The following is a 25358-nucleotide window of genomic DNA, read 5'->3' as shown; positions in this document are numbered from 1 at the left end:
ACCCTGGGGATAACAGGCTTATCTCCCCCAAGAGTCCACATCGACGGGGAGGTTTGGCACCTCGATGTCGGCTCATCGCATCCTGGGGCTGAAGTAGGTCCCAAGGGTTGGGCTGTTCGCCCATTAAAGCGGTACGCGAGCTGGGTTCAGAACGTCGTGAGACAGTTCGGTCCCTATCTGTCGTGGGCGTAGGAAATTTGAGAGGAGCTGTCCTTAGTACGAGAGGACCGGGATGGACGTACCGCTGGTGTACCAGTTGTTCCGCCAGGAGCACCGCTGGGTAGCTATGTACGGACGGGATAAACGCTGAAAGCATCTAAGCGTGAAGCCCCCCTCAAGATGAGATTTCCCAGTATGTAAGACCCCTTGAAGACGACGAGGTAGATAGGCTGGGGGTGGAAGTGCAGCAATGCATGGAGCTGACCAGTACTAATCGGTCGAGGGCTTATCCAATAGCAAGTTGTAAATCGCATGTTTCGTTTCGAATCTAGTTTTCAGAGAACGATCTCTGAATGTAAGCTAAGCTATGCGTTTGGTGGCGATGGCGGAGGGGTTCCACACGTACCCATCCCGAACACGACCGTTAAGCCCTCTAGCGCCGATGGTACTTGGACCGCAGGGTCCTGGGAGAGTAGGACGCCGCCAAGCAAAGAACCACTGCCGATGTTATTCGGTGGTGGTTTTTATTTGTGTATAATTTAATCTATGAAATTAGGAACAGCTCAGATTTTATGGGCTGTTTTTTTATTACACAATTCACCTCAGATATCCAGATGTGCACTTAACCAGCAACCTGGATACATACTTGATAACAATCTTACAAGAGTGTAAGGCGATTATAATCTAGATCAATAGGTATCAATCTTGCTGCTCCTGTATATTAATCCTATCCATCGAAGGGATTAATTTTTAGGGGGAGTTGTCGTGAGGCTTTTTGAAATACTGTTGTTCTTTTCAAGTGTTTTTTTGTTGGCAATCCCATTTATATTCAATCAACGTATCAGGAGATCTGCTTTGCTCCTGACAAGCGGAGTCGGCATCATTCTTTTAGTGATACATTTTCTTGTTGAAGGATACAGGATTCAGCTTGTATTTTTATACGGATTTACGCCCCTGATGTTCATGTTTTCTCTTATAAAAGTTGTTCGATCACAGAAAGGCGTGTGGCCAGTCTCCCGAATTCTTAGAGTGCTTGGTCCCCTTTTTATTGCAATTGGGCTGATCGTAACAGTCTGTTTCCACTATGTGTTTCCGGTTTTTGACCCTCCAGCACCAACTGGCAAGTTAAAAGTAGGCACACAAGTCTTTCATTTCGTCGATCCAAACCGGGAGGAGACATTCGGGAAATCAGAGACAGGCAAGAGAGAATTAATGGTTCAGGTATGGTATCCGGCTGAAGCTGGTACTGGGAAGTATACTCCATTTATCCCTAATCCCCGAATCTTATCTTATATGGCGGAGAATTATGGCCTCCCCGGGTTTACTTTTCAACACCTGAAGTATGTATCCAGTCATGCGTACTTAGCGACTGAAGTCTCTTCAGCTCAGGACTCATACCCATTGGTTCTTGCAAATCCCGGCTTTGGTTCCTCCAGGTTTTTTCACACGTCACAAGCCGAAAATCTGGCGAGTCACGGATATATCGTGGCAGTGATCGACCACACCTATAATACATTTGCAACCGAGTTTCCGGACGGTCAAATCACGACCAATACAACCAGCGATTTGTTTTCACCCGAACATGATTACAGAACAGAAAGAGAAAAACGTGACGAGTTGGGAAAAGTGTTAACCGCCGATGTGGTGTTTGCGCTGGACCAATTCGAACTGATTCAATCGGGGAAAATTCCAAGTCAGCTAAAAGGGAGGGTGGATCTGGGTCATATCGGAGTGTTCGGTCATTCCATTGGAGGAGCGACGGCCTATGATGCTTCTTACGATCCACGAATAAAAGCTGGGATAGACCTTGATGGAGGACTTTATGGTCTGCATGACAAAGAGGGCCTGCGGAAGCCGATTTTGTTCATAAACTCGGAAAGTGGATACGAAAAATTAAAAATGTTGATCGATCACCGAGTCTACACGGATGTTGAACTTGAGCGTATGGGTAATACAAGAGAGTGGGTGGATCAAGAAAGGAAAGACAAAAAGTTGGAGCTTGATCGGATGCGTAAAACAGTTGCCGCAGGGGGACAAGTTCTATATATCGATAATGCGGAGCATTTAAATTTTACAGACGTGCAGTTCATTTCTCCAATTTTTAGAATTCTAGGTATTACAGGGAAGATTGCGCCCGATAGAGCAAATTTCATTATTAATTCCTATATGCTGGATTTCTTTGACCTGTATCTGAAAGAAAAGGGCGGAATTCTAATGAACGAACCCGATAGTCGGTTTCCGGAAGTGAAGTTCATAACCCCACTATTATAATTATGGAACAGGTTGTCGATATTGCGACAAGCTGTTTTTTATATGATTTTGTATCCGTTTCTTCAAATGTAGCTAGCAGAAATGTCAATTCCCCGTCCCCGTTATTAAGGTTCACCTTAGCCTGAAATTTTTAATTCGACTGATGTAACCCTTATATAAGGACAAAGTGTCTATAGAAAGCTCATAAATAGGGTAATGGTTCAGAAACATCTCTTCACTCGGATAAAAGTAATGCGGATTCCGAGTATAAATTGAGTAAAGATTATAAAAAAATTAGTACCAAGTACTAAGACTTAGTGCTATAATAGAAAAAACAAGTGAGGTGATTACCGGTATGAATCATCAATCAAAGGCAACCATCACGGCAATGGGGACATATGTACCGGATCGAATATTAACGAATGCTGATCTGGAGAAATTGGTCGAGACAAGTGACGAATGGATTGTACAGCGTACTGGGATGAGAGAACGGAGAATTGCAGCTGAAGATCAATTTGTATCTGACCTGGCTACGAAGGCTGTAGAAGATATGATACGCCGTTACCAAGTAAGTGTAGAAGACGTAGATATGATCCTTGTGGCTACAAGTACACCTGAATATGCTTTCCCAAGTACGGCATCCAGAGTACAGGCTAATCTTAAGATCCCACACACGGGCGTACTCGATTTAAATGCTGCATGCGCAGGTTTTACCTACGGACTACAGCTAGCCGACAGTCTGGTGACCAGTGGAATGTACCGCAAAGTACTGATTATTGGAGCAGAGACATTATCCAAAATTACGGATTACACAGACCGCACGACTTGTGTATTGTTTGGTGACGGAGCGGGGGCCTTCTTGGTGGAGAGATCATCGGGTGCTGAAGGTGACTTTATGGCAGCCATATCAGGTACACATGGAGAAGGCGGGGTGCATCTCTATAAGAGTGGCTTGTCTTCTGAGATGAATGGTGTGCCTTTACAGGGTGAGGGATGCCTTGTTCAGAATGGGCGAGAGATTTATAAGTGGGCTGTACGGACGATTCCAGAGCAATTGGGTAAGCTGATAACGAAAGCTGAATTAAGACCTGACCAGATTGACTGGTTTGTCCCGCATAGTGCCAACATGAGAATGATTGAAGCTGTTTGCGAACGTGGACCGGTACCCTTGGAACGTACTTTAACCAGTGTTGAGTATCGTGGGAACACATCTGCTGCTTCCATTCCGCTTGCTTTACAGCTTGCAGTGGATGAAGGGAAATTGAAAGAAGGACAGAGCGTAGCTCTATTTGGCTTTGGCGGTGGTCTGACGTACGCAGGTCTGGTGCTGAAATGGGGCGTGCCGGACAAGATTCAGGAATGAGTAACATACGACTGTATGCAACAAAAAAATAAATAGAGAATATAAAAGAGACCACCCAAACTTCATGCAGTCATGAAGAGGGTGGTCTCTTTATTGGGTTAACTCGTTTCAAAAAAGTGATATGATTGCATTTATTTTTTTGTTAACTGGATTGCTTAATTCCATAAATATTTTACGGCGTAAGTTTAGGCACTTGGCGGTGATGTGTACCTTGTTCGTAGCTGTAAGCTAGCTTGATCAAGGTTCCTTCATCAAAAGCACGACCCAGGAATTCCATACCTACTGGCAAACCATCGGTTGTGAAACCGGCAGGTACAGTGATCGCCGGGAAGCCGGAGAAAGGACTCAATCGGTTGTTACCACCAGAGTTTTGTCCTTCGCCAATAACACCAGCGGCTTGTGTGGATGTAGGATAGATTATGGCATCCAGGTTATTATCTGCCATAACTTTCAGCAGGGACTCACGTGTCACTTGGGTACGTTTCAAAACGATGTCCTTGTACTCTGTAGTCTCCAACGCTTGGCGAGCATCCCGAGTTTTCATGGATTGCTCCTGAGACTTGTCGAACTCTCCGGAAGCGATGATCTCGGACAGACTGTGATATGGAGCATCTGCGCCCAATGAGTCCAGATAGTCATTCAGTTGGAACTTGAATTCATATACACTAAGGCTTGGGTACTTATTGATCTCAGTTAAGTTCGGGATGGAAATTGGAACTGCGGTAGCGCCAAGTGACTTCAGTTCTTCCACAGCTGTGTTGATTACGTCAGCAACGGCTTTTTCTTCAGCTTTGGTACTTGGGATGAGTTCTGTGGCCACTCCGATGCGTGCACCTTTCAACCCGTTTACATCCAAGAAATCAGTGTAGCTGGAAGGAATTTTTCCAACCGCGTAGGCTGTAGCGACATCCTTTTTGTCATAGCCGGCTGTAGCATCCAACATGATTGCAGCGTCACTAACCGTACGAGCCATAGGTCCGCCTACATCCTGTGTCAAAGCCAATGGGATAATGCCTTCACGGCTGGACAGTCCGATGGTTGGACGGATACCCACAAGGCTGTTGAAGCTGGATGGGATACGGATCGAACCGCCAGTGTCTGTACCCATGCCGGCTGCAGCAAAGTTAGATGCAATGGCTGCACCTGTTCCACCGCTTGAGCCACCTGGATAATGGTCCAGGGCGTAAGGGTTAAGTGTTTGTCCACCCAATGAGCTGGATGTCGTGATACCAAATGCGAATTCATGCAGGTTTGTTTTGCCCAAAATAATGGCGCCAGCTGCTTTGAGTTTCTTCACTTGTTCAGCATCGTGAGCAGGAATGGAATCTTTCAGACAGATACAGCCTGCGGTTGTCGGCATGTCATTGGTATCAAAATTGTCTTTCACCAGAATCGGAACGCCATGCAGAGGTCCACGAGCACCTTGAGCTGCACGTTCTTCATCCAAATGCTCCGCAATTTGGAGTGCATCTGGGTTCAGGGTTAATACAGCGTTAATGCTTACACCTTGATCATCGTATTTTTCAATGCGGTCCAGATATTTCTGAACCAGTTCTTTTGATGTCAGTTTTCCTTGCATCATTGCGGCCTGGAGATCCATAATGGTTGCTTCCTCCAAGACAAACGGTTCTATGTAGTTATAAATGCGTTCTTTCAGTATGGATAGGTCATTCTCCGTAAGTACAGCGTTTGGAAGGAAGAGGGAATCGGTATAACCTTTCATTAACCCTGCGGTATTCAATGCACCAACAGCACCTGCGAAAGTGGCTTCATCCGGGACATCCTTGAATGATTCGGTAGTCGAATCCAGCTTGAGCCATTGTTGCAGGGCGACCGCAGCATCTTTACGTTGTACGGTTGTGCCGGAGAGCTTGTCCATGGTAAAAGGAACACCTGCAAGTGTAGCCGCTTCTTCCATGGCCTGAACAAATGCGGCCGGAGTAGCAGGCGCTTTTCCTTTGGATACAGCAGCTATTGTTGTTTTACTCGTAGGCGTTGCCGTTGCGGCTGATGCCGAAGGCACCGTTCCTCCCCAAGTTGTGGCAACAACAGCTCCCGCCAGTAACAAAGCCCCATTTTTTTTCAATACAGATCCATGATAAGTCATGCATCCACGCTCCCTTCCTGTGTCTCATTGATGTGTGTTAGCAGCGATCCTGTTTCTATGCTTTTGACACATTGTATAGTTATGTTAGGTAATCTTACAAGGTTTATATTTATCCAAAAAAACGTATACATCAATACTTTACTGTGTTAATACTTATTCATGCTTCTGTTTACATGTACTCAGAAAAACTATTACATATTTTAATGTAAATAAATATAACATGAATTCGATATGTTGATTAAACATGAGGTTGCAGGATGCGAGTAGTTTAGGAAGTAGAGATGACAGAGCATACCTTTAGTGTGAAATGATATAATGAAAAGATAGGATTAAAGAGACATAACGTTCTACCAGAGAGGAAGAGATATGAAGTGAAGACATTGGTACTCGCAGAAAAACCATCTGTAGCACGCGAAATAGCCAGAGTTATGGGTGCGCGTGATAAACATAAAAGTTATATGGAAGGTCCGAAATATATCGTTACCTGGGCGCTTGGACATCTGGTTGGATTAGCTGAACCGGAGGATTACGACAAAAAGTATGCAACATGGAATCTGGAGGACCTGCCCATTCTGCCAGATCGTACGAAATTGAAAGTACTTAAAGAGACCAACCATCAATATAAAGCGGTGCAGCAGCTGATGAAACGTCAGGATGTAGGCGAACTGGTCATTGCGACGGATGCGGCACGTGAGGGAGAATTGCTGGCTCGTTGGATCATGCAGATGGCTCAGTGGAAAAAACCATTTAAACGCCTGTGGATTTCATCCCAGACAGATAAGGCGATCAAAGACGGATTTGCTTCGCTGAAGCCAGGCAGTCAGTTCGACCGCCTCTATGAATCTGCACGTTGCCGGGCGGAAGCTGACTGGATGATCGGACTTAACGTGACCCGTGCGCTAACCGTTCGTTTTAATGCTCAGTTGTCTGCTGGACGGGTACAAACCCCGACATTAGGTATGATTATGGACAGGGAAAATGAAATTAACGGTTTCCGCTCACAGGAGTATGAGACGTTAACGGCAGATTTGGGAGGTTTTCAGGCTGTGTGGCGGGCAGCTGGAGGAGATTCACGAATTTTTGACCCTCAAGAAACGCAAGAATTGAAGAAACGGGTAGATGGGCGCAAGGGCACGATTGCCCAGGTGAAGAAAAGCGAGAAAGTGGAACCACATCCACTGGCATATGACCTGACGGAACTGCAACGGGATGCCAACCGGAAATATGGTTTCTCTGCAAAGCAAACATCAAATGTCCTGCAACGTCTGTACGAACAGCACAAGCTTGTGACATACCCACGTACGGACAGTCGATACCTGACTTCCGATATGACAGCTACATTGAAAGAACGGCTGGACAGTGTAGCTATTGGACCTTATGCGTCTTTGGCACGTCCTTTGCTGCGCAAAAATCTGAATATCACCAAACGTATTGTGGATGACAGCAAAGTTACGGATCACCATGCGATTATCCCCACGGAGCAGACGGTGCTTCTGAATCAATTGAATCCAGAGGAACGCAAACTGTACGATCTGATCGTACGTCGTTTTATCAGCCTGTTCTATCCGGCAGCGAAGTACGACTCGGTTGCGATCACGGTTCAACTGGGGAATGATTCCTTCCATGTTAAAGGTACAACGGTGAAAGAAAGTGGATGGCGTGAAGTATACGGCGGTGATTACAGCGATGATGACGATGACCGTGCTGATGATGCAGCAGACCATGAGCGTGCGCTTTTGCCAGATGTGCAGCAAGGACAGTCCGTGACGGTTCAGCGTTGCCATATCAAAAGTGGACGGACGATGCCGCCCAAACGGTATACCGAAGCCGCTTTGCTTTCCCAGATGGAAAAGCATGGACTCGGAACTCCGGCTACACGTGCGGATATTATCGAGAAGCTGGTCAGTTCCGATACAATAGATCGTCAAGGCAACAGCATGCACCCGACTGGCAAAGGAAAACAGTTGATTGAACTGGCTGCTCCGCAGCTTCGTACACCGGATCTGACTGCTCGCTGGGAAGCTGAACTGGAACGCATCGCTCGTGGGCAAGGGAAACCGGGGCCGTTTCTGGATAGTATCCGATCCATGGCAAAAGAGCTGGTGTCTACGGTAAAAGGCAGCAAAGCAGAGTACAAGCCGCATAATGTGTCCAATAGCCATTGTCCGGACTGTAACGCACGGTTGTTGGAGAAGAAAGGCAAGCGCGGCAAGTTTCTTGTATGTCCTACCGAGGACTGCGGGTATCGTCGTTCGGCAGAGAAGAGACTCTCCAATCGTCGTTGTGCGCAGTGCCACAAAAAGATGGAAATTAAAGAAGGCAAGGCGGGGTTATATGTTCAATGTCTGCCTTGCGGCATTACAGAAACGCTGGATAAGGACAAACAGCATGTGAACAAACGCGATCAGCAAAAGCTGGTGAAACAATATGCGAAGCAGGAGTCCATTGGTTCTAACCTTGGAGATCTGCTGAAGGCGGCTATGGAGAAAAAGGGAGAGTAGAGCAAGCTCTGAGTTAGCGCAGATCGCATCACGCATGTAATGCTAGTTGCGAATAACTGACGTTATGGAGAGGGATTGCTGCGCGTATCCCTAATCATACATGTGATGCGGTATAAGATCCTCCGTTTTCAGGCAACGTAAGCCAAGGAGGTGATACCCATATGCCGCATAACAAACCCGAAAAGATCCATAACCAGCAGAACAAAGATAGCATTCGGGAAGAAAACATCGCTGTTCGTCCAGCCAAAGCAGCCAAAAGAGTACCAAGTCTGAACGGTATTCCCAAGCAGGAGTCCTAGGTCAGAGTGAGTTAGCGTTTATACACCAATTTCCGGTTCCCTACCCGGTGCGTTGAACATGTCCCGAATGAGGACTATAATGGAGACAGGGAGATGTCCCGGGACAGGGGGATCGCTAGAATTATATGCAAACCGGACTTATATTGTGGTTTTTATTTATTAATGTAGTTGGTTATCTGGTGATGTCCGATGATAAGAGGCGTGCACAACAGCGTCGTGACCGTACACCCGAACGGACGTTATTCTTATTAGCCTTTATAGGCGGTGCTTTGGGAGTCTGGATCGCAATGTATCGGAAAAGGCATAAGACTAAACATCCCAGCTTCACCATTGGTATTCCATTGTTGTTATTCTTGAATGCGGTAATCTACGGTTACTTTATTCAATGAACACATGCGTAACCGTTCATACTGTGGTCTCATATGTAAATTCGTTCTTATAAATGGTTCATTGTGGCTCTGGAACGTTTAAGGAGTTACATGGTTCTGTTATTTAACTGTTAGTTTATTACATGTCAGACCGAAGCTTGCTTCGCGTGCTCTACATATAAAGGAAGGGACGGGATTCACATGTTATTTTCCAAAATATTAGTGGCTTATGATGGTTCCAAAGCTTCAAATAAAGCACTTGATCGTGCGATTGAGCTAGCGAAAGTGTCCCCGAATGCAGTGCTGGATGTCATTCATGCTTTTGATTTCCCGCGTGTATTCATCGGTGAGGGGTTGGCTCCACTGCCACCTTCCCTTAATAATGACTATTACAATCTGGCAGTACAGACGACAGATGAAGCGAAAGAACGAATTCAGGCTGCGGGTGTAACGGCCAATGTGGATTTGATTCAAGGAGCGGCTGCGGAAGTATTGCTTGATTTTGCCAAAGAAAATGATTCTGATATCATTATTATTGGTAGCCGCGGACTGGGTGGAATTCGGGAATTTGTTCTGGGTAGTGTCAGTCACAATGTGGTGCAGCATGCGCAGGTTCCAGTACTGGTCGTAAAATAATAATGGATGAAGTGTGTACGCACTAAAAAGCAGGAAGCCGGTTGTCTTCGAGAGATTGAAGAGGAGCCGGCTTTCTTTTATGGGATGAAATGGATGACTAAGCGAATCTAAAGAAGCAATTCCCGAACATTATATTTGTCAATATGTTAAATGTTCGTCTTTAAGTTGACATTAGCTGTAGGGGATTGTTAGAATGTTAGATGTGTCGATCAGGTAAGAATAAGGTCGAGTAGGAACGAAATATGTAATAAGAGATAACAAAAATGAACGATGATAGTTTGATAGATATTTGCTCGTATAACGCCGGGAATAGGGCCCGGAAGTATCTACCCGGGAACCGTAAATTTCCGGACTACGAGGAGATACGGCTGAGAGTCGCACGCAACCAGATGCGGACAGCAAGCCCCCTTTTGGCATGCCCAAATGAGGGATACGTATTTCTTGGAGTCCGGTGTCCGGAGAAAATGTGATGTTTTCGCGGGTAGCGGATTTTTTCATTTCACACGTAATAAGAGTTCCTTAATAGTCAGATGTAATCAAAAAAGCTCAGACGGGAGTTGGATGTATTCATGTCACTGCAAGTCGCTGTAATTATGGGCAGCAAGTCGGATTGGGAAACGATGAAACATGCGTGCGAGGTGCTGGATGAGCTGGAGATTGGGTATGAGAAAAAGGTGGTCTCCGCCCATCGTACACCGGATTTGATGTTTGAATACGCAGAGCAAGCAATTGATCGAGGATTCAAGGTGATCATTGCAGGGGCAGGCGGGGCAGCACATCTACCCGGTATGGTTGCCGCCAAAACGATGCTTCCGGTCATTGGCGTTCCGGTTCAGTCCAAAGCATTGAACGGTCTCGATTCCTTGTTGTCCATTGTTCAGATGCCTGGTGGTATTCCCGTCGCAACTGTGGCGATTGGCAAGGCAGGGGCAACGAATGCAGGATTGCTGGCAGCTCAAATGATCGGTGCTTTTGACCCGGATGTCCAACGTCGCTCTGAAGCTCGCCGAGAGCGCATCAAACAAGAAGTACTCGAAAGTAGTGAAGAACTATGAATAGAGTCGGGAACCAATCCGGTATAGCAGGAGAGCTAAAAAAAGTCCTGTTGCCCGGGAAAACAACCATCGGCATTCTTGGAGGCGGACAGCTCGGACGTATGATGACGCTCGCAGGAACGGCAATGGGTTATCGATTCGTTACTCTTGATCCGGCTGCGGATGCACCTTGTGGTCAAGTTGCTCGCCAGATTGAAGCTGGTTATGACGATGCCAAAGCTGCACTTGAACTGGCTCGGCAATGCGATGTCATTACGTATGAATTCGAAAATGTGGATGCAGAAGTCGCTGGGCTGCTCGAGCGTGAGTCTTACGTTCCACAAGGAAGTGCGTTACTGTACACCACACAACATCGGTTGCGTGAAAAACGTGCGATCGAAGCTGCTGGAGTAAGAGTCGCGCCTTATCGTGAGATCACAAGTGCGGATACAATGCTTGCTGCTGTTAGCGAACTTGGAGTGCCGTGTGTACTGAAGACGGTGACTGGAGGCTACGATGGCAAAGGTCAACGGGTCATCCGGGAAGCAAGTCAGGCTGTTGCGGCATACGAAGAACTTGCGGCTACTGGTGCGGAACTGGTGTTGGAACAATTCATCAAGTTTGAATGCGAGATATCGGTCGTTGTAGCGCGTAGTACAAATGGGGAGATCAAAACGTTCCCGCCAGCGGAGAACATTCATGTGAACAACATTTTGCATGCTTCAATTGTACCGGCTAGAGTTGCCGCAGATATCCAGATTGAAGCGCAAAAGCTGGCAGCAGCGGTGGCAGAATCGATGAAGGCTGTTGGACTGCTGGCTGTGGAACTGTTTGTAGCGGCGGATGGAAGACTGTACGTCAATGAGCTGGCACCAAGACCGCATAATTCTGGTCACTATACGATGGAAGCTTGTGCGACTTCTCAGTTCGAACAACATATCCGTGCGATCTGCGGATTACCACTCGGGGACACTTCGTTATTGAGTCCGGTTGTTATGGTCAATGTGCTTGGAGAACATCTGGAAGGCATTATCGCCAGAACAGGGCAACCTGATGCAGAAGCGATAGAACTCGGTGTGATTCCCAAGCTTCACATATATGGTAAAACTGAAGCAAAAACAGGACGGAAGATGGGGCATGTGAATCTGCTCTGTCAGGATGTTGAAGAAGGATTGCAATGGATTGAACAAACTAACCTCTGGAGGAATACAAATTCATGATTGAACGTTATAGCAGACCCGAAATGAGAGCCATCTGGACCGAAGAGAACAAATTCCAATCGTGGCTGGAAGTTGAAATTTGTGCATGTGAGGCGTGGGCTGAACTGGGTGTAATTCCTAAGGAAGAAGCAGCATTGCTTCGTCAGAACGCATCTTTTGACATCGACCGGATCTATGAGATTGAACAGGAAACACGTCATGACGTTATCGCATTTACACGTACGGTATCTGAAAGTCTGGGTGCGGAGCGGAAATGGGTGCACTACGGACTGACTTCCACAGATGTCGTGGATACGGCTCTGGGTTATGTACTGCGTCAAGCGAATGAAATTCTGGAAAAGGATATCGTGAATTTCATTGAAATTCTTCGTGAAAAAGCACTGGCTTATCAGCACACACCAATGATGGGACGTACGCACGGTGTGCATGCTGAGCCAACGACATTTGGACTGAAAATGGCATTGTGGCATGAAGAGATGAAACGGAACCTGGAGCGTTTCCGTCATGCGGCAGACAATGTACAATACGGCAAAATCTCTGGCGCAGTAGGAACATACGCGAACATCGATCCGTTTGTTGAAGAGTTTGTCTGCGAGAAGCTGGGCACGAAACCTGCGCCGATCTCGACCCAAACATTACAACGTGACCGTCATGCGGAATATATGGCTACACTGGCGTTGATCGCAACGTCCCTGGACAAGTTTGCTACAGAGGTACGTGCACTGCAGAAGAGTGAGTTCCGTGAAGTGGAAGAAGCTTTTGCTAAAGGTCAAAAAGGATCTTCAGCAATGCCGCACAAGCGTAACCCAATTGGTAGTGAAAACATCTCAGGTCTGTCCCGCGTTATTCGCGGACACATGGTATCCGCATACGAGAACGTAACGCTCTGGCATGAGCGCGACATCTCACATTCTTCCGTAGAACGTATCATTCTGCCGGATGCAACGATGCTGCTGAACTACATGCTGAACCGTTTTGGTAACATCGTGAAGAACCTGACGGTTTTCCCTGAGAACATGAAACGCAACATGGAGCGCACCTACGGGGTACCGTTCTCCGGTCGCATCATGACAAAACTGATCGACAAAGGCTTCAGCCGCGAGCAAGCGTACGATACCGTTCAACCACGTGCGATGCAAGCATGGGAAGAACAACGCCAGTTCCAGGATATCGTGAAATCCACACCGGAAATCACAGAAGTGCTGAACGAAGAGGAAATCGCAGATGCATTCAACCCGTCATGGCACCTGAAGCACGTAGACACCATCTTCAAAAAGCTCGGCTTGAACGATTAATATATAACTCCCATAAGGCTATAGCGCAGAATGATGGTTTCGCAGGGAACGCAGAGGACAGAAATAAGCTGAAGAAGCAAAGCTAAAAGCTTTTTGAAAGAAAGCTACTTCGGAAGCATACGCTGCGCCTTTATCAAATTTAGAACAAGTTTTACTCCCTAAAAGTATAGGTTGATTATGTGTTCACGCTGGAACGGAGAAGGTAGAAAAAACCTGAAGAGGCAAAGCGCTCGCCTTTATCCCCGGATTTTCACTTTGCAAAAGTGGAATCAAAAAATCTGGGGATAACAGCGATCGGAAGGTTGTTCTGCATTCGGAGTGGACCCGCGTGATAAGGGGAATTGGACGTATACTTTACATCTCCTGAAAGAAGGTGAGCCCATGGCACTGTCCACTGCGGCAGATCTCGTTAAAGCACCTCTGTTATATAAAGGAAAAGTACGTGAATTGTACGATCTGGGTGAACATTTTCTGATCGTGGTTACGGACCGTATATCGGCATTTGATTACGTGCTGGACCCGGCGGTTCCCGAGAAAGGAAACGTACTGAATAAACTCAGCAGCTTTTGGTTCGAACTGACGGGTGACATGATGGAGAATCACGTCGTTCATACCGATGTGAATCAACTGGGTGATCTCATCACAGACCCTGAATTGCTCAAAGACCGCATCATGGTAACCCGCAAAGCAGAACGCATTGATATTGAATGTGTCGTGCGTGGATACATCACTGGTGGGGGATGGAGACAATACGAGACGAGTGGTGAAGTGAATGGCATTAAACTGCCTGATGGACTTCGCAAAAACGCCAAGCTCGAAGTTCCAATTTTCACACCGGCAGCCAAAAATGATGTTGGTCACGATGAGGACATCCCAATGGATCGCATGAAAGAACTGGTGGGAGACGCACTCGCAGTTGAGCTTCAGGAAAAAAGCTTGCGCCTGTACGAATTCGCCCGTGATTACTGCGATCAGCGTGGCATCATTCTCGCAGACTGCAAATTCGAGTTCGGCATCGTGGATGGCAAGGTCATCCTGATTGACGAAATCTTCACTCCAGATGCTTCACGCTTCTGGGCCAAAGAGAACTATGAACTGGACATCGAGATCGACAGCATGGATAAAGAGCCAGTGCGCACCTATCTCGCTGGAACCGATTGGGACAAGAACAGTAAACCCGATCCACTCCCACAAGAGGTAGTTGAAGCAACAACCGCAAGATACGTCGATATTTATAATCGTTTAACGAAATAATAACGTTTGAGGAGACTAACGTTTGAGCGGACTACGAGAAAGTTTGGCTTTCGATCGCTGTTGCCCCCGGAATGTTTTGATTGGAATCCTTTTTTTAAAAGGAAACATTCCGGTTGCAAAGGCGAGCACTTCGTTTCTCTAGCTCAAATCTTTCCCTCCGCCAGTGTTCAAACTGGTGGATGAGGCAATTTAAGAGCGGTGGCTACCCGCAGGCAGGGAAGCCTGAAAAGATTATGAGAGTTAAATTCATTGATTACTAAAGTAACTTGAAGACCATTCACTCTTTCCAAGTAATGGTCAGACTAGACCATTACACACCGTGCAACGTAAAAGGTTTAGGCCTTTAAAAAACGTCGCATGGACTAGCGTAGGGGCGGAATTGTTCTTAAAGGAGCGATAGCGTTCGCCTTTGTCCCCGGGTTTTGACCGCACAGTGGGCCAAAACAATCAAAAAACCTGGGGACAACAAGCGACCGGAAGAACAATCCGCCCCGGAGCAAGCGCCCCAAGTCACCCTTTTTAACAGCGTAAAGCATTTATCCCGTTCATTACTGAGGAGGAACATAAGGATCATGATCAAAGCAACCGTATATGTCACTATTAAGCAAAGCGTACTCGACCCGCAAGGCGTAGCTGTTCAAGGAGCCCTGCATTCCATGGGATTCAACGAAGTGGAAAGTGTACGGATCGGTAAAGTCATGGAATTGAACCTGGATACAACAGATCGTGCGGAAGCGGAGAAACGATTGAAAGTCATGTGTGAAAAGCTGCTGGCCAACACCGTTGTTGAAGATTACCGCTACGAATTGGAGGGTTAATCTCATGAAATTTGCAGTTCTTGTGTTCCCTGGCTCCAACTGCGACATCGACTGTTACAAGGCAGTGGAAGATGCGATTGGACAAGAGGTTGATTATGTATGGCACACGGCTACAGATCTATCGGCTTATGATTGTATTTTAGTTCCAGGTGGTTTCTCTTATGGTGACTACTTGCGTTGCGGAGCGATTTCCCGCTTTGCACCGGTAATGAACGAGGTAGCGAAAGCTGCTGAACAAGGTAAATATATTTTGGGTATTTGCAACGGATTCCAGATCCTGACGGAAGCGGGATTGCTTCCAGGTGCATTGATCCGTAACACTTCCCTGAAATTCCGTTGTCACGATACGGTATTGAAAGTGGCAAACGCAGATACACCATTTACACGTGACTATGCACCCGGCGAAGAGATTATCATCCCGATTGCTCACGGTGAAGGCAACTATTATTGCGACGAGGAGACGCTGGCGAGTCTGCAAGCGAACAACCAGATCGTATTTACGTATGGTACCAACCCGAACGGCTCTCTGGGTGATATTGCAGGAGTCTGTAACGAGGCTGGAAACGTGGTCGGCATGATGCCGCATCCAGAGCGTGCAGTGGATTCACTGTTTGGTTCGGAAGACGGCAAACGTATGTTTACATCTATTTTGAAAGCATGGAGGGATCGGCATGACGCAGCAGCTATCCGCTAAGGAACCAACAGCAGAACAGGTCGCAGAACATAAACTTTACGCACAAATGGGCGTATCTGACAGCGAGTATGAGCTGATCTGTGAGTTCATGGGGCGCAAGCCAAACTACACGGAAATTGGTGTGTTCAGTGTAATGTGGTCCGAGCATTGTGCTTATAAAAACTCCAAGCCATTGCTGCGCCGTTTCCCAACCACTGGACCACGTGTCCTGATGGGACCTGGTGAAGGTGCCGGTATCGTGGATATCGGTGATAACCAGGCCGTTGTATTCAAAATTGAAAGCCATAACCATCCTTCCGCGGTTGAGCCTTATCAAGGTGCGGCAACAGGCGTGGGCGGCATTATCCGTGATATTTTCTCCATGGGCGCAAGACCGGTAGCGTTGTTGAACTCCCTTCGTTTCGGCAAGCTGGAGAGCGATCGCGTTAAATATTTGTTCGAACATGTGGTAGCGGGTATTGCTGGATACGGTAACTGTATCGGTATTCCTACCGTTGCAGGCGAAGTCATGTTTGATGAGAGCTACGAAGGTAATCCACTGGTTAACGCCATGTGTGTGGGTCTAATTGATCATGACAAGATTCAGCGCGGTGTAGCTAAAGGTGTAGGTAACCCGGTTTACTATGTGGGCCCACCAACTGGCCGGGATGGTATTCATGGAGCAACCTTTGCATCGGTTGAACTGACGGAAGAATCCGAGTCCCAACGGACAGCGGTTCAGGTCGGTGACCCGTTTATGGAGAAACTGGTGATGGAATCCTGTCTGGAATTGATCGACACGGGCATCGTGCTCGGTATTCAGGATATGGGTGCTGCGGGTCTGACATGTTCAAGTGCAGAGATGGCAAGTAAAGCGGGTAACGGTCTGGAATTGTATCTGGATCAGGTACCACAGCGTGAAGAAGGCATGACGCCTTACGAGATGATGTTGTCTGAGTCCCAGGAACGGATGCTATTCGTTGTTGAGCCGAAGGATGAGGCGCAGGCGATGGAAATCTTTGAACGTTGGGGCGTAATCTGTGCCAAAGTTGGTAAAGTAACGGATGACGGTCGTCTGAAATTGATCCACCACGGCGAAGTGGTCGGAGATATGCCAGTAACGGCATTGGTTGACGAATGTCCAGTGTATGACAAACCGTCTTCTGTACCTGCGTACTACGAGCAAAGTGCCTCCATCGACACGCTTCGTTACGACGAAGTGTCGGATCTCGGCGGAGCGTTGAAACAAGTGCTGGCTTCCCCAACAGTAGCAAGTAAAAAATGGGTGTATGATCAATACGACTACATGGTGCGTACAAGTACTGCCGTTCGTCCAGGTTCGGATGCAGCCGTAGTTACGATTCGTGGCACACGCAAAGGTCTCGCGATGACAACGGACTGTAACGGACGTTATGTGTACCTTGATCCTGAAGTTGGTGGACGGATTGCCGTGAGTGAAGCAGCGCGTAACATTGTATGTTCCGGTGCGGAGCCGCTGGCGATCACGGACAACCTGAACTTCGGTAACCCGGAGAAGCCGGATATTTTCTGGCAAATGGAGAAAGCCGTAGACGGTATGGCAGAAGCTTGCCGTGTGCTGGATACGCCGGTCATCGGTGGTAACGTAAGTCTGTATAACGAAAACGCCAAAGGCTCCATCTATCCAACGCCAGTTGTCGGAATGGTAGGTCTTGTTCATGATACGGATCATATCACGACACAATCATTCAAGTCCGAAGGTGATGTCATCATCCTCCTCGGTGAAACAAAAGCTGAACTGGGTGGCAGCGAGCTGCAATACGCGGTTCATGGTCAGACGGAAGGTCGTCCGCCAGAACTGAACTTGCAAACGGAAAAAGCGTTGCTCAGCACGGTGCTGGAAGCTATTCAATCCGGTCTCGTTCGCTCGGCACATGACTTGTCTGAAGGCGGCTTGGCTGTTGCACTCGCAGAGTCTTGTATCAGTGGTAACGTAGGAGCACAGGTAAATGTCGAGACTGCACTGCGTGCAGATCACGCCCTATTCAGTGAGAGCCAATCCCGTATCTTGTTGTCGGCTACGCCAGAGCAAGCGGGTAAACTTGAGGCATTTGTACGTGAGCGCGGTGTACCTGTAGCTGTGATTGGACGTGTAGAAGGAAGTAACCTGACGATTGAATTGAACGGAACATCAGCCGTGAGCGAACCTGTAGGAGGTTTAGCTCAGGTCTGGGAGGATGCGATTCCATGTCTCATGAACTGACGACAGGACCGTTGTGGACAGGCGATTATTATAATGAAGGGTCCGGCAAGGACGGACTCGACAAATTGAAAGAAGAATGCGGCGTGTTCGGGGTGTTCAGACACCCTGACGCGGCTTCGCTCTCCTATTATGGACTGCATGCGCTGCAACATCGGGGCGAAGAGAGTGCAGGCATGTGTGTGAGTGATGGCAGCCAGTTTAACTATCATCGCGGTATGGGTCTGGTGAAAGAAGTGTTCACCAAAGACCTGATGCAGACATTGACTGGGGATATTTCCATTGGACATGTCCGTTATTCAACAAGTGGTGACAGTAAACTGACGAACGCACAGCCATTGGTATTTAAATACCGTGATGGTGATCTCGCAGTAGCGACTAACGGAAACATTGTGAATGCACCAACGATCCGGCGTGAGCTGGAGCAGAGCGGGTCCATTTTTCAAACAACAAGTGATACCGAGGTCATTGCGCATCTGATTGCACGATCCTCCAAGGGGCTTGTTGAGGCTGCAAAAGAGGCATTCCAGCGCATTGTGGGTGGTTATGCGTTTCTGATCATGACCAACGACAAGCTGCTCGTGGCTTCCGATCCGCACGGACTTCGTCCGCTGACGATGGGTAAGCTGGGAGATGCGTATCTGTTTGCATCCGAGACTTGTGCACTGGAAACAATCGGCGCAGAGTTGATTCGTGATATCGAGCCGGGTGAATTGCTTGTGCTGGATGCAGATGGTCTGCACGAGGATCGCTTTGATCATCACAAACACCGCAAGGCATTATGCGCGATGGAATATATTTATTTTGCCCGTCCGGATAGTGATATGAATGGTACGAACCAGCATGCTGCTCGTAAACGGATGGGAAGCCGTATGGCGATTGAGTCGTTTGTGGATGCGGACTTGGTTACGGGGGTACCAGATTCCAGCATCTCGGCGGCCATTGGTTATGCGGAGCAAACGGGTATTCCGTACGAGATGGGTATGATCAAGAACAAATACACCGGACGTACGTTTATTCAGCCAAGCCAGGAACTGCGGGAGCAGGGTGTGAAGATGAAGCTGAGCGCTGTACGTCGCGTTGTGGAAGGCAAACGTGTGGTCATGATTGATGACTCCATCGTACGGGGAACAACCTCCCGTCGGATCGTGAACATGCTGCGTGATGCAGGAGCTACCGAGGTCCATGTGCGAATTACATCACCACCGTTCAAAAACCCATGTTTCTATGGCATTGATACGCCCGACAGCCGTGAATTAATTGCTTCACAGTTGTCGGTGGAAGAAATTTGCCGTGAAATTAATGCGGACTCCCTGGAGTTCCTCAGTCCCGATGGACTGATTGCATCGATTCAGGGAGATAATCAGGATGATCCCAAGGGCGGGCTTTGCCTCGCATGTTTTGATCATGATTACCCAACCCGCCTCGACTTTGGCGGCGAGGAAAAATTCGGCTGCAGCTGTTAGCCCCAAGCCCCGCTTTGCGGAGCAACAGGGGCCCAGGTAGCGGTGCGAAGCCAGCTGCCCCCGGGCCAAGCCCGAACCCTTAAGCCCCGCCTTGCGGAGCAACAGGGGCTAGGGCAGCCAGGCGAAGCAGCTGCCACCCGGGCCAAGCCCGAGCCCTTAAGCCCCGCTTTGCGGAGCAACAGGGGCCTGGCAGCCGAGCGAAGCAGCTGCCCAGCGGGCTTGCCCCGCAGCGTAGCTGAGCGGGGTTCGCCGACCGATGGCTTGCAGCCAACGGAATCGGCGAACAATCCCGCGAGATCACGCACGAATCAACCATAGCAAGATCACACCAGCCACCTCTGCACCGCTTTTTTGGCGGGTGTCCAGAGGGCCTGCCAAGGTCCTATGGGGTCCTCCCGGGCGGGAGGATTTAGGTGGGGCGAAAAAAAAGGAGATGATTCCACTTGTCCGAAGCATATAAAAAGGCCGGCGTTGATATCGCGGCAGGTAATGAAGCGGTTGAACGGATGAAAAAACACGTGAAGCGTACCTTCCGTCCGGAAGTGATGACGGATCTGGGTGGATTCGGTGCCCTGTTCGGTTTGAACAAAGATAAATACGATGAGCCGGTGCTTGTATCCGGTACGGATGGCGTAGGTACCAAGCTGAAAATTGCATTTGCCATGGACCGTCACGATACCATCGGAATCGACGCGGTAGCGATGTGTGTGAACGACATTGTGGTACAGGGTGCAGAACCACTCTTCTTCCTTGACTATCTGGCATGTGACAAAGTCATTCCAGAGAAGATCGAAGCTATTGTTGCGGGAATCGCTGAAGGCTGTCATCAATCGGGTTGTGCGCTGATCGGTGGCGAAACGGCGGAGATGCCGGGCATGTACAGTGAAGGCGAATACGATATTGCCGGATTCACGGTGGGCATCGTGGACAAAGCGAAGATCATCAACGGTACAACCATCGCACCTGGCGACACAGTGATTGGATTGGCCTCCAGCGGTGTGCATAGTAACGGATTCTCGCTGGTACGCAGACTTTTGTTGGAAGATGCGGGACTTGATCTGCATGATGAAGTAGCGGAACTGGGCGGTAAGCTGGGTGATTCCCTGCTGGAACCTACAAAGATCTATGTTAAACCTCTGTTGTCCCTGCTGGAAAAGGTAAAAGTAAAAGGCATGGCACACATTACAGGTGGTGGCTTCATCGAGAATATCCCACGTATGTTGCCAAGCAACGTGAATGTGGATATTGACTACGGCTCTTGGCCGATCCTGCCGATCTTCAACCTGTTACAGGAAAAGGGAGCTGTCTCAAACCGTGACATGTTCACCACATTCAACATGGGTGTTGGGCTTGTACTGGTCGTTAATGAAGCAGATGCAACAGAAGCGCTGCAACAACTGAAAGCATCTGGTGAAGAAGCGTACATCATTGGCCGTGTTACTGAAGGAGATGCGCGAGTAACCTTCACGGGAGCGGATGTTTAATGGGGAACTACCGCATAGCTGTATTTGCCTCGGGTGAAGGGACTAACTTTCAGTCATTGGTCGATGCAGTACGAAACGGTGGGCTGAATGCATCCGTAGATCTGCTCGTGTGTGATAAACCGGCTGCACGTGTTGTGCAGCGGGCACAGGATGCAGGCGTGGATTGTCACCTGTTTACTCCGAAAAATTACGCTTCCCGTGAAGCCTATGAGGCAGAGATCGTGGAAGTGCTTGAATCCAAAGAGATCGACTTGGTTGTTCTTGCGGGATATATGAGATTGTTGACTTCGGTTGTGGTGGATCGTTACGCAGGTCGGTTGATTAACATTCATCCGTCCTTGCTGCCGGCATTTGCAGGTAAGGATGCGATTGGACAGGCTCTCGAATATGGCGTGAAAGTTACGGGTGTGACCGTGCATTTTGTAGACGGAGGCATGGATACCGGACCGATTATTGCCCAGCATCCGGTTCCCATTTTGCCAGAAGATACGCCTGAATCCATTAGCCATTCCATTCATGCGGCTGAACAGCAGTTATATCCTGAAGTTGTTTCCTGGTTCGCGCAAGGTCTGGTTCAGTTAGACGGACGTCATGTTACTATTAACAAACCGGTTTGATATAGTTTTAAACTTTTTCACACATTAACGGAGAGGACAGAAATAAGCTGTAGAAGCGAAGCGCTCGCCTTTATTACTGGATTTTTACCATTTAGAAATTGTTCAAAAAATCTTGGAATAACAGCGATCGGAAGATTATTCTGGACTCGTAGTGTTTTAGTGTGAAAATCCATTTATCAACTGTATAACAGAAGTCGAATATTGGTACGCATTTTGTGATATTTCTCGGGAAATAAATCGGCTGTGTTTCGTCAGGAAACGCGAAGCCATGGGACATTAAAGGAGGAGCATATTGTGAGTATCAAAAGAGCGCTGGTCAGCGTATGGGATAAAACAGGCATCGTGGACTTTTGCCGCGAGCTGTCGCAAATGGGTGTGGAGATTATTTCGACAGGAGGTACAAGCAGCCTGTTGTCGAAGGAAGGCGTACCTGTCATCGGAATTTCGGATGTGACCGGATTTCCGGAAATCATGGACGGACGTGTCAAAACATTGCATCCGGCAGTTCATAGTGGGTTGTTGGCTGTGCGTGATAACGAAGAGCACACACGCCAGATGGAAGAACTCGGTCTCGGCTATATCGATCTGGTTGTCGTGAACCTATATCCATTCCAAGAGACTATTGCGAAACCGGACGTGGCATACGAAGATGCCATCGAGAACATCGATATCGGTGGTCCAACGATGCTTCGCTCGGCAGCCAAAAACCATGCCTTTGTCAGTGTCGTTGTAGACGCATCTGATTACAGCCAAGTGCTGGAGGAAGTGCGCAACGATGGAGATACCACTCTCGAAACTCGCAAACGGCTTGCGGCAAAAGTGTTCCGCCATACAGCGGCTTACGATGCACTCATCTCCGACTACCTGTCCAACGTAAATGGTGATCCACTGCCAGAGCGTCTGACGGTTACTTACGAAAAACTCCAGGATTTGCGTTATGGCGAAAATCCACACCAGCAGGCGGCATTCTACCGCAAACCGCTGGCTGCTCAAGATACGTTGACAACAGCCGAGCAATTGCATGGCAAAGAGTTGTCTTACAATAACATCAACGATGCGAACGCAGCATTGCAGATTGTCAAAGAGTTTGAAGAACCGGCCGTTGTCGCGGTTAAACATATGAACCCATGCGGCGTGGGCATTGGCGTAAGTATCTATGAAGCTTACAGCAAAGCATATGCTGCAGATCCAACATCTATCTTTGGTGGCATTGTGGCAGCGAACCGCATTATCGATAGCGATACAGCAGGCAAATTGAGCGAGATTTTCCTGGAAATCGTACTTGCTCCTGACTTTACGCAAGAGGCTCTCGATATCCTGACGAAGAAGAAAAACATTCGTTTGCTCAAAACGGGCGAACTGAATGCTGCTCGTAAACGGGAGAGCCAATTCGTGGTTACGTCCATCGACGGCGGTATGATCGTGCAACAGTCCGATGTGCACTCCATTGAAGCGAGCGAGCTGAACGTGGTAACGGATCGTGCGCCATCGGAAGAAGAACTGAAACAGCTGTTGTTTGGCTGGAAAGTAGTTAAACATGTGAAATCGAACGCGATCGTACTTGCTGCGAATGATATGACGGTAGGTGTGGGCGCTGGACAAATGAATCGTGTGGGTGCAGCCAAAATTGCAATTGAGCAAGCTGGCGAGCAAGCAAAAGGTGCTATTCTAGCATCTGATGCGTTCTTCCCAATGGGTGATACGCTGGAACTGGCAGCAAAAGCCGGAATTACAGCAGTGATTCAACCTGGTGGTTCGATCAAAGATGAAGAATCCATCAAAGTAGCGAATGAATACGGAATTGCCATGGTCTTCACAGGCGTTCGTCACTTCAAGCACTAGAGCGAAAAAGGTTTAATAAGGGGTGTCGCCAGTCATATCTATGACTTATGGTACACCCCCTCTTTTTTAGGCTTATCAACACGCAATAACGTAACAAATCCAGTTATGCACGGAGGGGGAACAGAACGAATGGATATTTTGGTAGTAGGTGGCGGTGGCCGGGAGCATGCCATCATCTGGGCGCTGGCAAAGAGTCCAAAGGTAGACAAGATTCACTGTGCACCGGGAAATGCAGGTATTGCTCAGCTCGCTGAGTGTCATGCCATTGCGGTAAATGAATTCGATAAACTAACGGCTCTTGCTGTAGAGCTTAAAGTGGGTCTGGTGGTTATTGGTCCGGATGATCCGCTTGCGGATGGGATCGTGGATGCATTTGATTCGACAGGTATTCCAGTATTCGGACCCCGTCGTAATGCAGCAGAGATCGAAGGAAGTAAAACATTCATGAAGGACCTGCTGCACAAATACAACATTCCAACCGCAGCCTATGAAAAATTCGATAACTACGAACAGGCACAGGCTTACCTGAATGAGCAAGCGATTCCAGTTGTCATCAAGGCAGATGGATTGGCAGCGGGCAAAGGTGTGACGGTAGCTTATTCCCGTGAAGAGGCTGATCAGGCACTTCGCAGTATTATGGTGGAGAAAGTATTTGGTGAAGCAGGAGCCAAAGTGATTATTGAGGAATACCTCGCAGGACAGGAAATGTCGATTCTGGCTTTTGTCGATGGGGAGACGGTTCGTCCAATGGCGGCAGCACAGGATCACAAACCTGTATTCGATAATGATCAGGGGCCAAACACAGGCGGTATGGGTACATATTCACCTTTGCCACACATTCCTGCATCCATTATTGAAGAAGCCGTAGAGACGATCATCAAACCAACAGCCAAGGCCATGGTATCCGAAGGGCGTCCGTTCCAAGGCGTGTTGTTTGCTGGACTGATGATTTCACCAGATGGTAAACCCAAAACGATTGAGTTCAATGCACGTTTCGGTGATCCCGAGACACAGGTTGTTTTGCCACGATTGAAGAGTGACCTGTTCGATATCTTCTGGGCAACTGTTCATGGTAAGCTGGCAGACATTGAAATTGAATGGAGCGATGAAGCCGCAGTATGTGTGGTGCTTGCTTCAGGAGGTTATCCGGGTCCTTATGCCAAAGGCGTAGTCATTGAAGGTCTCGAACAAGTGCAAGATGCCGTGGTATTCCACGCAGGTACAGCGCGTAGTGAAGCAGGAGACTGGGTCACGAATGGTGGACGGATCCTGGGCGTAGTTGGCCTTGGCGCGGATATTGCAGAAGCTAGAAACAAAGCCTACGCACAGGCGGAATGTATCCATTTTGATGGCAAACATCAGCGGACGGATATTGCTGCCAAAGCATTGGTGTAGGATAAATAGGAGAGAGCCCGTAAAGATGTGCGCCGTAAGGTTGTTGCATCCTGCGGGCTCTTTGTTGCGTATATAGATGTATGCTATGTAAACACACATGTTTAATGACCTAAAGTAAAGGGTAGTATTTTTATAAATTGGACTATACTAATTATGTGAAGAATATCACATTATAAGGTAATACCAAACATATCTTTATATCAAGTTCGTAACATACATAAAGACTAATTTGTGAACATTAAACTGTAAGCTTGTGCCAAACCATAACGTGCAACTGGATGGTTGTATTGGAATCATGGTATACTTTTCGGAAACAGGAATGCGTATGAGGGGAGGTG

19 protein-coding genes, 2 rRNA genes and 1 riboswitch are annotated in these 25358 nt (G+C 48.0%); of the genes, 20 read left to right on the top strand and 1 reads right to left on the bottom strand.

Annotated elements, in window-relative coordinates:
* The 4 genes from ACE04G_RS11820 to ACE04G_RS11805 all read left to right on the top strand — a co-directional run.
* Nucleotides 1-453: ribosomal RNA gene (locus ACE04G_RS11820) — 23S ribosomal RNA — on the top strand; the annotation flags it as partial.
* 78 nt (nt 454-531) lie between these two features.
* Nucleotides 532-648 (top strand): 5S ribosomal RNA (rrf, locus tag ACE04G_RS11815).
* A gap of 276 nt (nt 649-924) precedes the next feature.
* A complete protein-coding gene (locus ACE04G_RS11810) occupies nt 925-2430 on the top strand; it encodes an alpha/beta hydrolase family protein (RefSeq protein WP_221818703.1) in 1506 nt (501 codons plus the stop codon).
* 334 nt (nt 2431-2764) lie between these two features.
* Nucleotides 2765-3772: a ketoacyl-ACP synthase III gene (locus tag ACE04G_RS11805; protein ID WP_221818704.1), complete on the top strand. Its 1008-nt coding sequence runs from the start codon at nt 2765-2767 to the stop codon at nt 3770-3772.
* Between the two features lie 172 nt (nt 3773-3944).
* Here the strand turns inward: ACE04G_RS11805 and ACE04G_RS11800 are convergent, their stop codons facing one another.
* Nucleotides 3945-5879: an amidase family protein gene (locus tag ACE04G_RS11800; protein WP_221818705.1), complete on the bottom strand. Its 1935-nt coding sequence runs from the start codon at nt 5877-5879 to the stop codon at nt 3945-3947.
* Between the two features lie 371 nt (nt 5880-6250).
* Here ACE04G_RS11800 and ACE04G_RS11795 point away from each other — a divergent pair, with 371 nt between their 5' ends.
* The 16 genes from ACE04G_RS11795 to purD all read left to right on the top strand — a co-directional run bounded on the left by ACE04G_RS11795 (nt 6251) and on the right by purD (nt 25020).
* Nucleotides 6251-8380 (top strand): DNA topoisomerase III, encoded by a 2130-nt coding sequence (locus ACE04G_RS11795; protein ID WP_221818706.1) that lies wholly within the window; start codon nt 6251-6253, stop codon nt 8378-8380.
* 161 nt (nt 8381-8541) lie between these two features.
* The gene (locus ACE04G_RS11790; RefSeq protein WP_186327993.1) at nt 8542-8679 is read left to right on the top strand and encodes a hypothetical protein; all 138 of its coding nucleotides are present in this window, start codon (nt 8542-8544) and stop codon (nt 8677-8679) included.
* Nucleotides 8680-8804: 125 nt separating this feature from the next.
* Complete coding sequence (locus ACE04G_RS11785; protein ID WP_017690702.1) at nt 8805-9068, top strand: DUF1294 domain-containing protein; 264 nt, start codon at nt 8805-8807, stop codon at nt 9066-9068.
* 180 nt (nt 9069-9248) lie between these two features.
* Nucleotides 9249-9683, top strand: coding sequence for a universal stress protein (locus tag ACE04G_RS11780; protein WP_076215141.1), 435 nt, complete (start codon nt 9249-9251; stop codon nt 9681-9683).
* A 273-nt stretch (nt 9684-9956) separates the two neighbouring features.
* Nucleotides 9957-10058, top strand: a riboswitch (purine riboswitch).
* A 194-nt stretch (nt 10059-10252) separates the two neighbouring features.
* Nucleotides 10253-10738: a 5-(carboxyamino)imidazole ribonucleotide mutase gene (gene purE, locus ACE04G_RS11775; protein WP_017690699.1), complete on the top strand. Its 486-nt coding sequence runs from the start codon at nt 10253-10255 to the stop codon at nt 10736-10738.
* Nucleotides 10735-11937: a 5-(carboxyamino)imidazole ribonucleotide synthase gene (gene purK / locus ACE04G_RS11770; protein WP_237178153.1), complete on the top strand. Its 1203-nt coding sequence runs from the start codon at nt 10735-10737 to the stop codon at nt 11935-11937. Before purE ends, purK begins: the two co-directional genes overlap by 4 nt.
* Nucleotides 11934-13232 carry an adenylosuccinate lyase gene (gene purB / locus ACE04G_RS11765; protein ID WP_047840491.1) on the top strand — a complete coding sequence of 433 codons (1299 nt, stop codon included), beginning with the start codon at nt 11934-11936 and terminating at the stop codon, nt 13230-13232. Before purK ends, purB begins: the two co-directional genes overlap by 4 nt.
* A 381-nt stretch (nt 13233-13613) precedes the next feature.
* On the top strand, nt 13614-14486 hold the full coding sequence (locus tag ACE04G_RS11760) for a phosphoribosylaminoimidazolesuccinocarboxamide synthase (protein ID WP_076253839.1): 873 nt from the start codon (nt 13614-13616) through the stop codon (nt 14484-14486).
* Nucleotides 14487-15058: 572 nt separating this feature from the next.
* Entirely contained in the window at nt 15059-15304 is a 246-nt protein-coding gene (gene purS / locus ACE04G_RS11755) for a phosphoribosylformylglycinamidine synthase subunit PurS (protein ID WP_017690695.1), read from the top strand.
* Nucleotides 15305-15308: 4 nt separating this feature from the next.
* Nucleotides 15309-15998, top strand: a complete 690-nt coding sequence (gene purQ / locus ACE04G_RS11750) for a phosphoribosylformylglycinamidine synthase subunit PurQ (RefSeq protein WP_036606071.1) — start codon at nt 15309-15311, stop codon at nt 15996-15998.
* Nucleotides 15976-18219, top strand: coding sequence for a phosphoribosylformylglycinamidine synthase subunit PurL (purL, locus tag ACE04G_RS11745; protein ID WP_339306793.1), 2244 nt, complete (start codon nt 15976-15978; stop codon nt 18217-18219). Before purQ ends, purL begins: the two co-directional genes overlap by 23 nt.
* Nucleotides 18204-19682, top strand: a complete 1479-nt coding sequence (purF, locus tag ACE04G_RS11740; RefSeq protein ID WP_449003615.1) for an amidophosphoribosyltransferase — start codon at nt 18204-18206, stop codon at nt 19680-19682. Before purL ends, purF begins: the two co-directional genes overlap by 16 nt.
* A 443-nt stretch (nt 19683-20125) precedes the next feature.
* Complete coding sequence (purM, locus tag ACE04G_RS11735; protein WP_076329579.1) at nt 20126-21166, top strand: phosphoribosylformylglycinamidine cyclo-ligase; 1041 nt, start codon at nt 20126-20128, stop codon at nt 21164-21166.
* Entirely contained in the window at nt 21166-21783 is a 618-nt protein-coding gene (gene purN, locus ACE04G_RS11730; protein ID WP_339181864.1) for a phosphoribosylglycinamide formyltransferase, read from the top strand. The genes purM and purN overlap by 1 nt, the downstream gene beginning before the upstream one ends.
* A gap of 294 nt (nt 21784-22077) precedes the next feature.
* The gene (gene purH, locus ACE04G_RS11725) at nt 22078-23625 is read left to right on the top strand and encodes a bifunctional phosphoribosylaminoimidazolecarboxamide formyltransferase/IMP cyclohydrolase (RefSeq protein WP_449003614.1); all 1548 of its coding nucleotides are present in this window, start codon (nt 22078-22080) and stop codon (nt 23623-23625) included.
* 129 nt (nt 23626-23754) lie between these two features.
* Nucleotides 23755-25020, top strand: a complete 1266-nt coding sequence (purD, locus tag ACE04G_RS11720; protein ID WP_339306798.1) for a phosphoribosylamine--glycine ligase — start codon at nt 23755-23757, stop codon at nt 25018-25020.
* The last annotated feature ends 338 nt before the right edge of the window (nt 25021-25358 follow it).

The sequence above is a fragment of the Paenibacillus sp. AGC31 genome (assembly GCF_057334655.1).
This window is presented reverse-complemented; position numbering and strand designations above follow the sequence as displayed.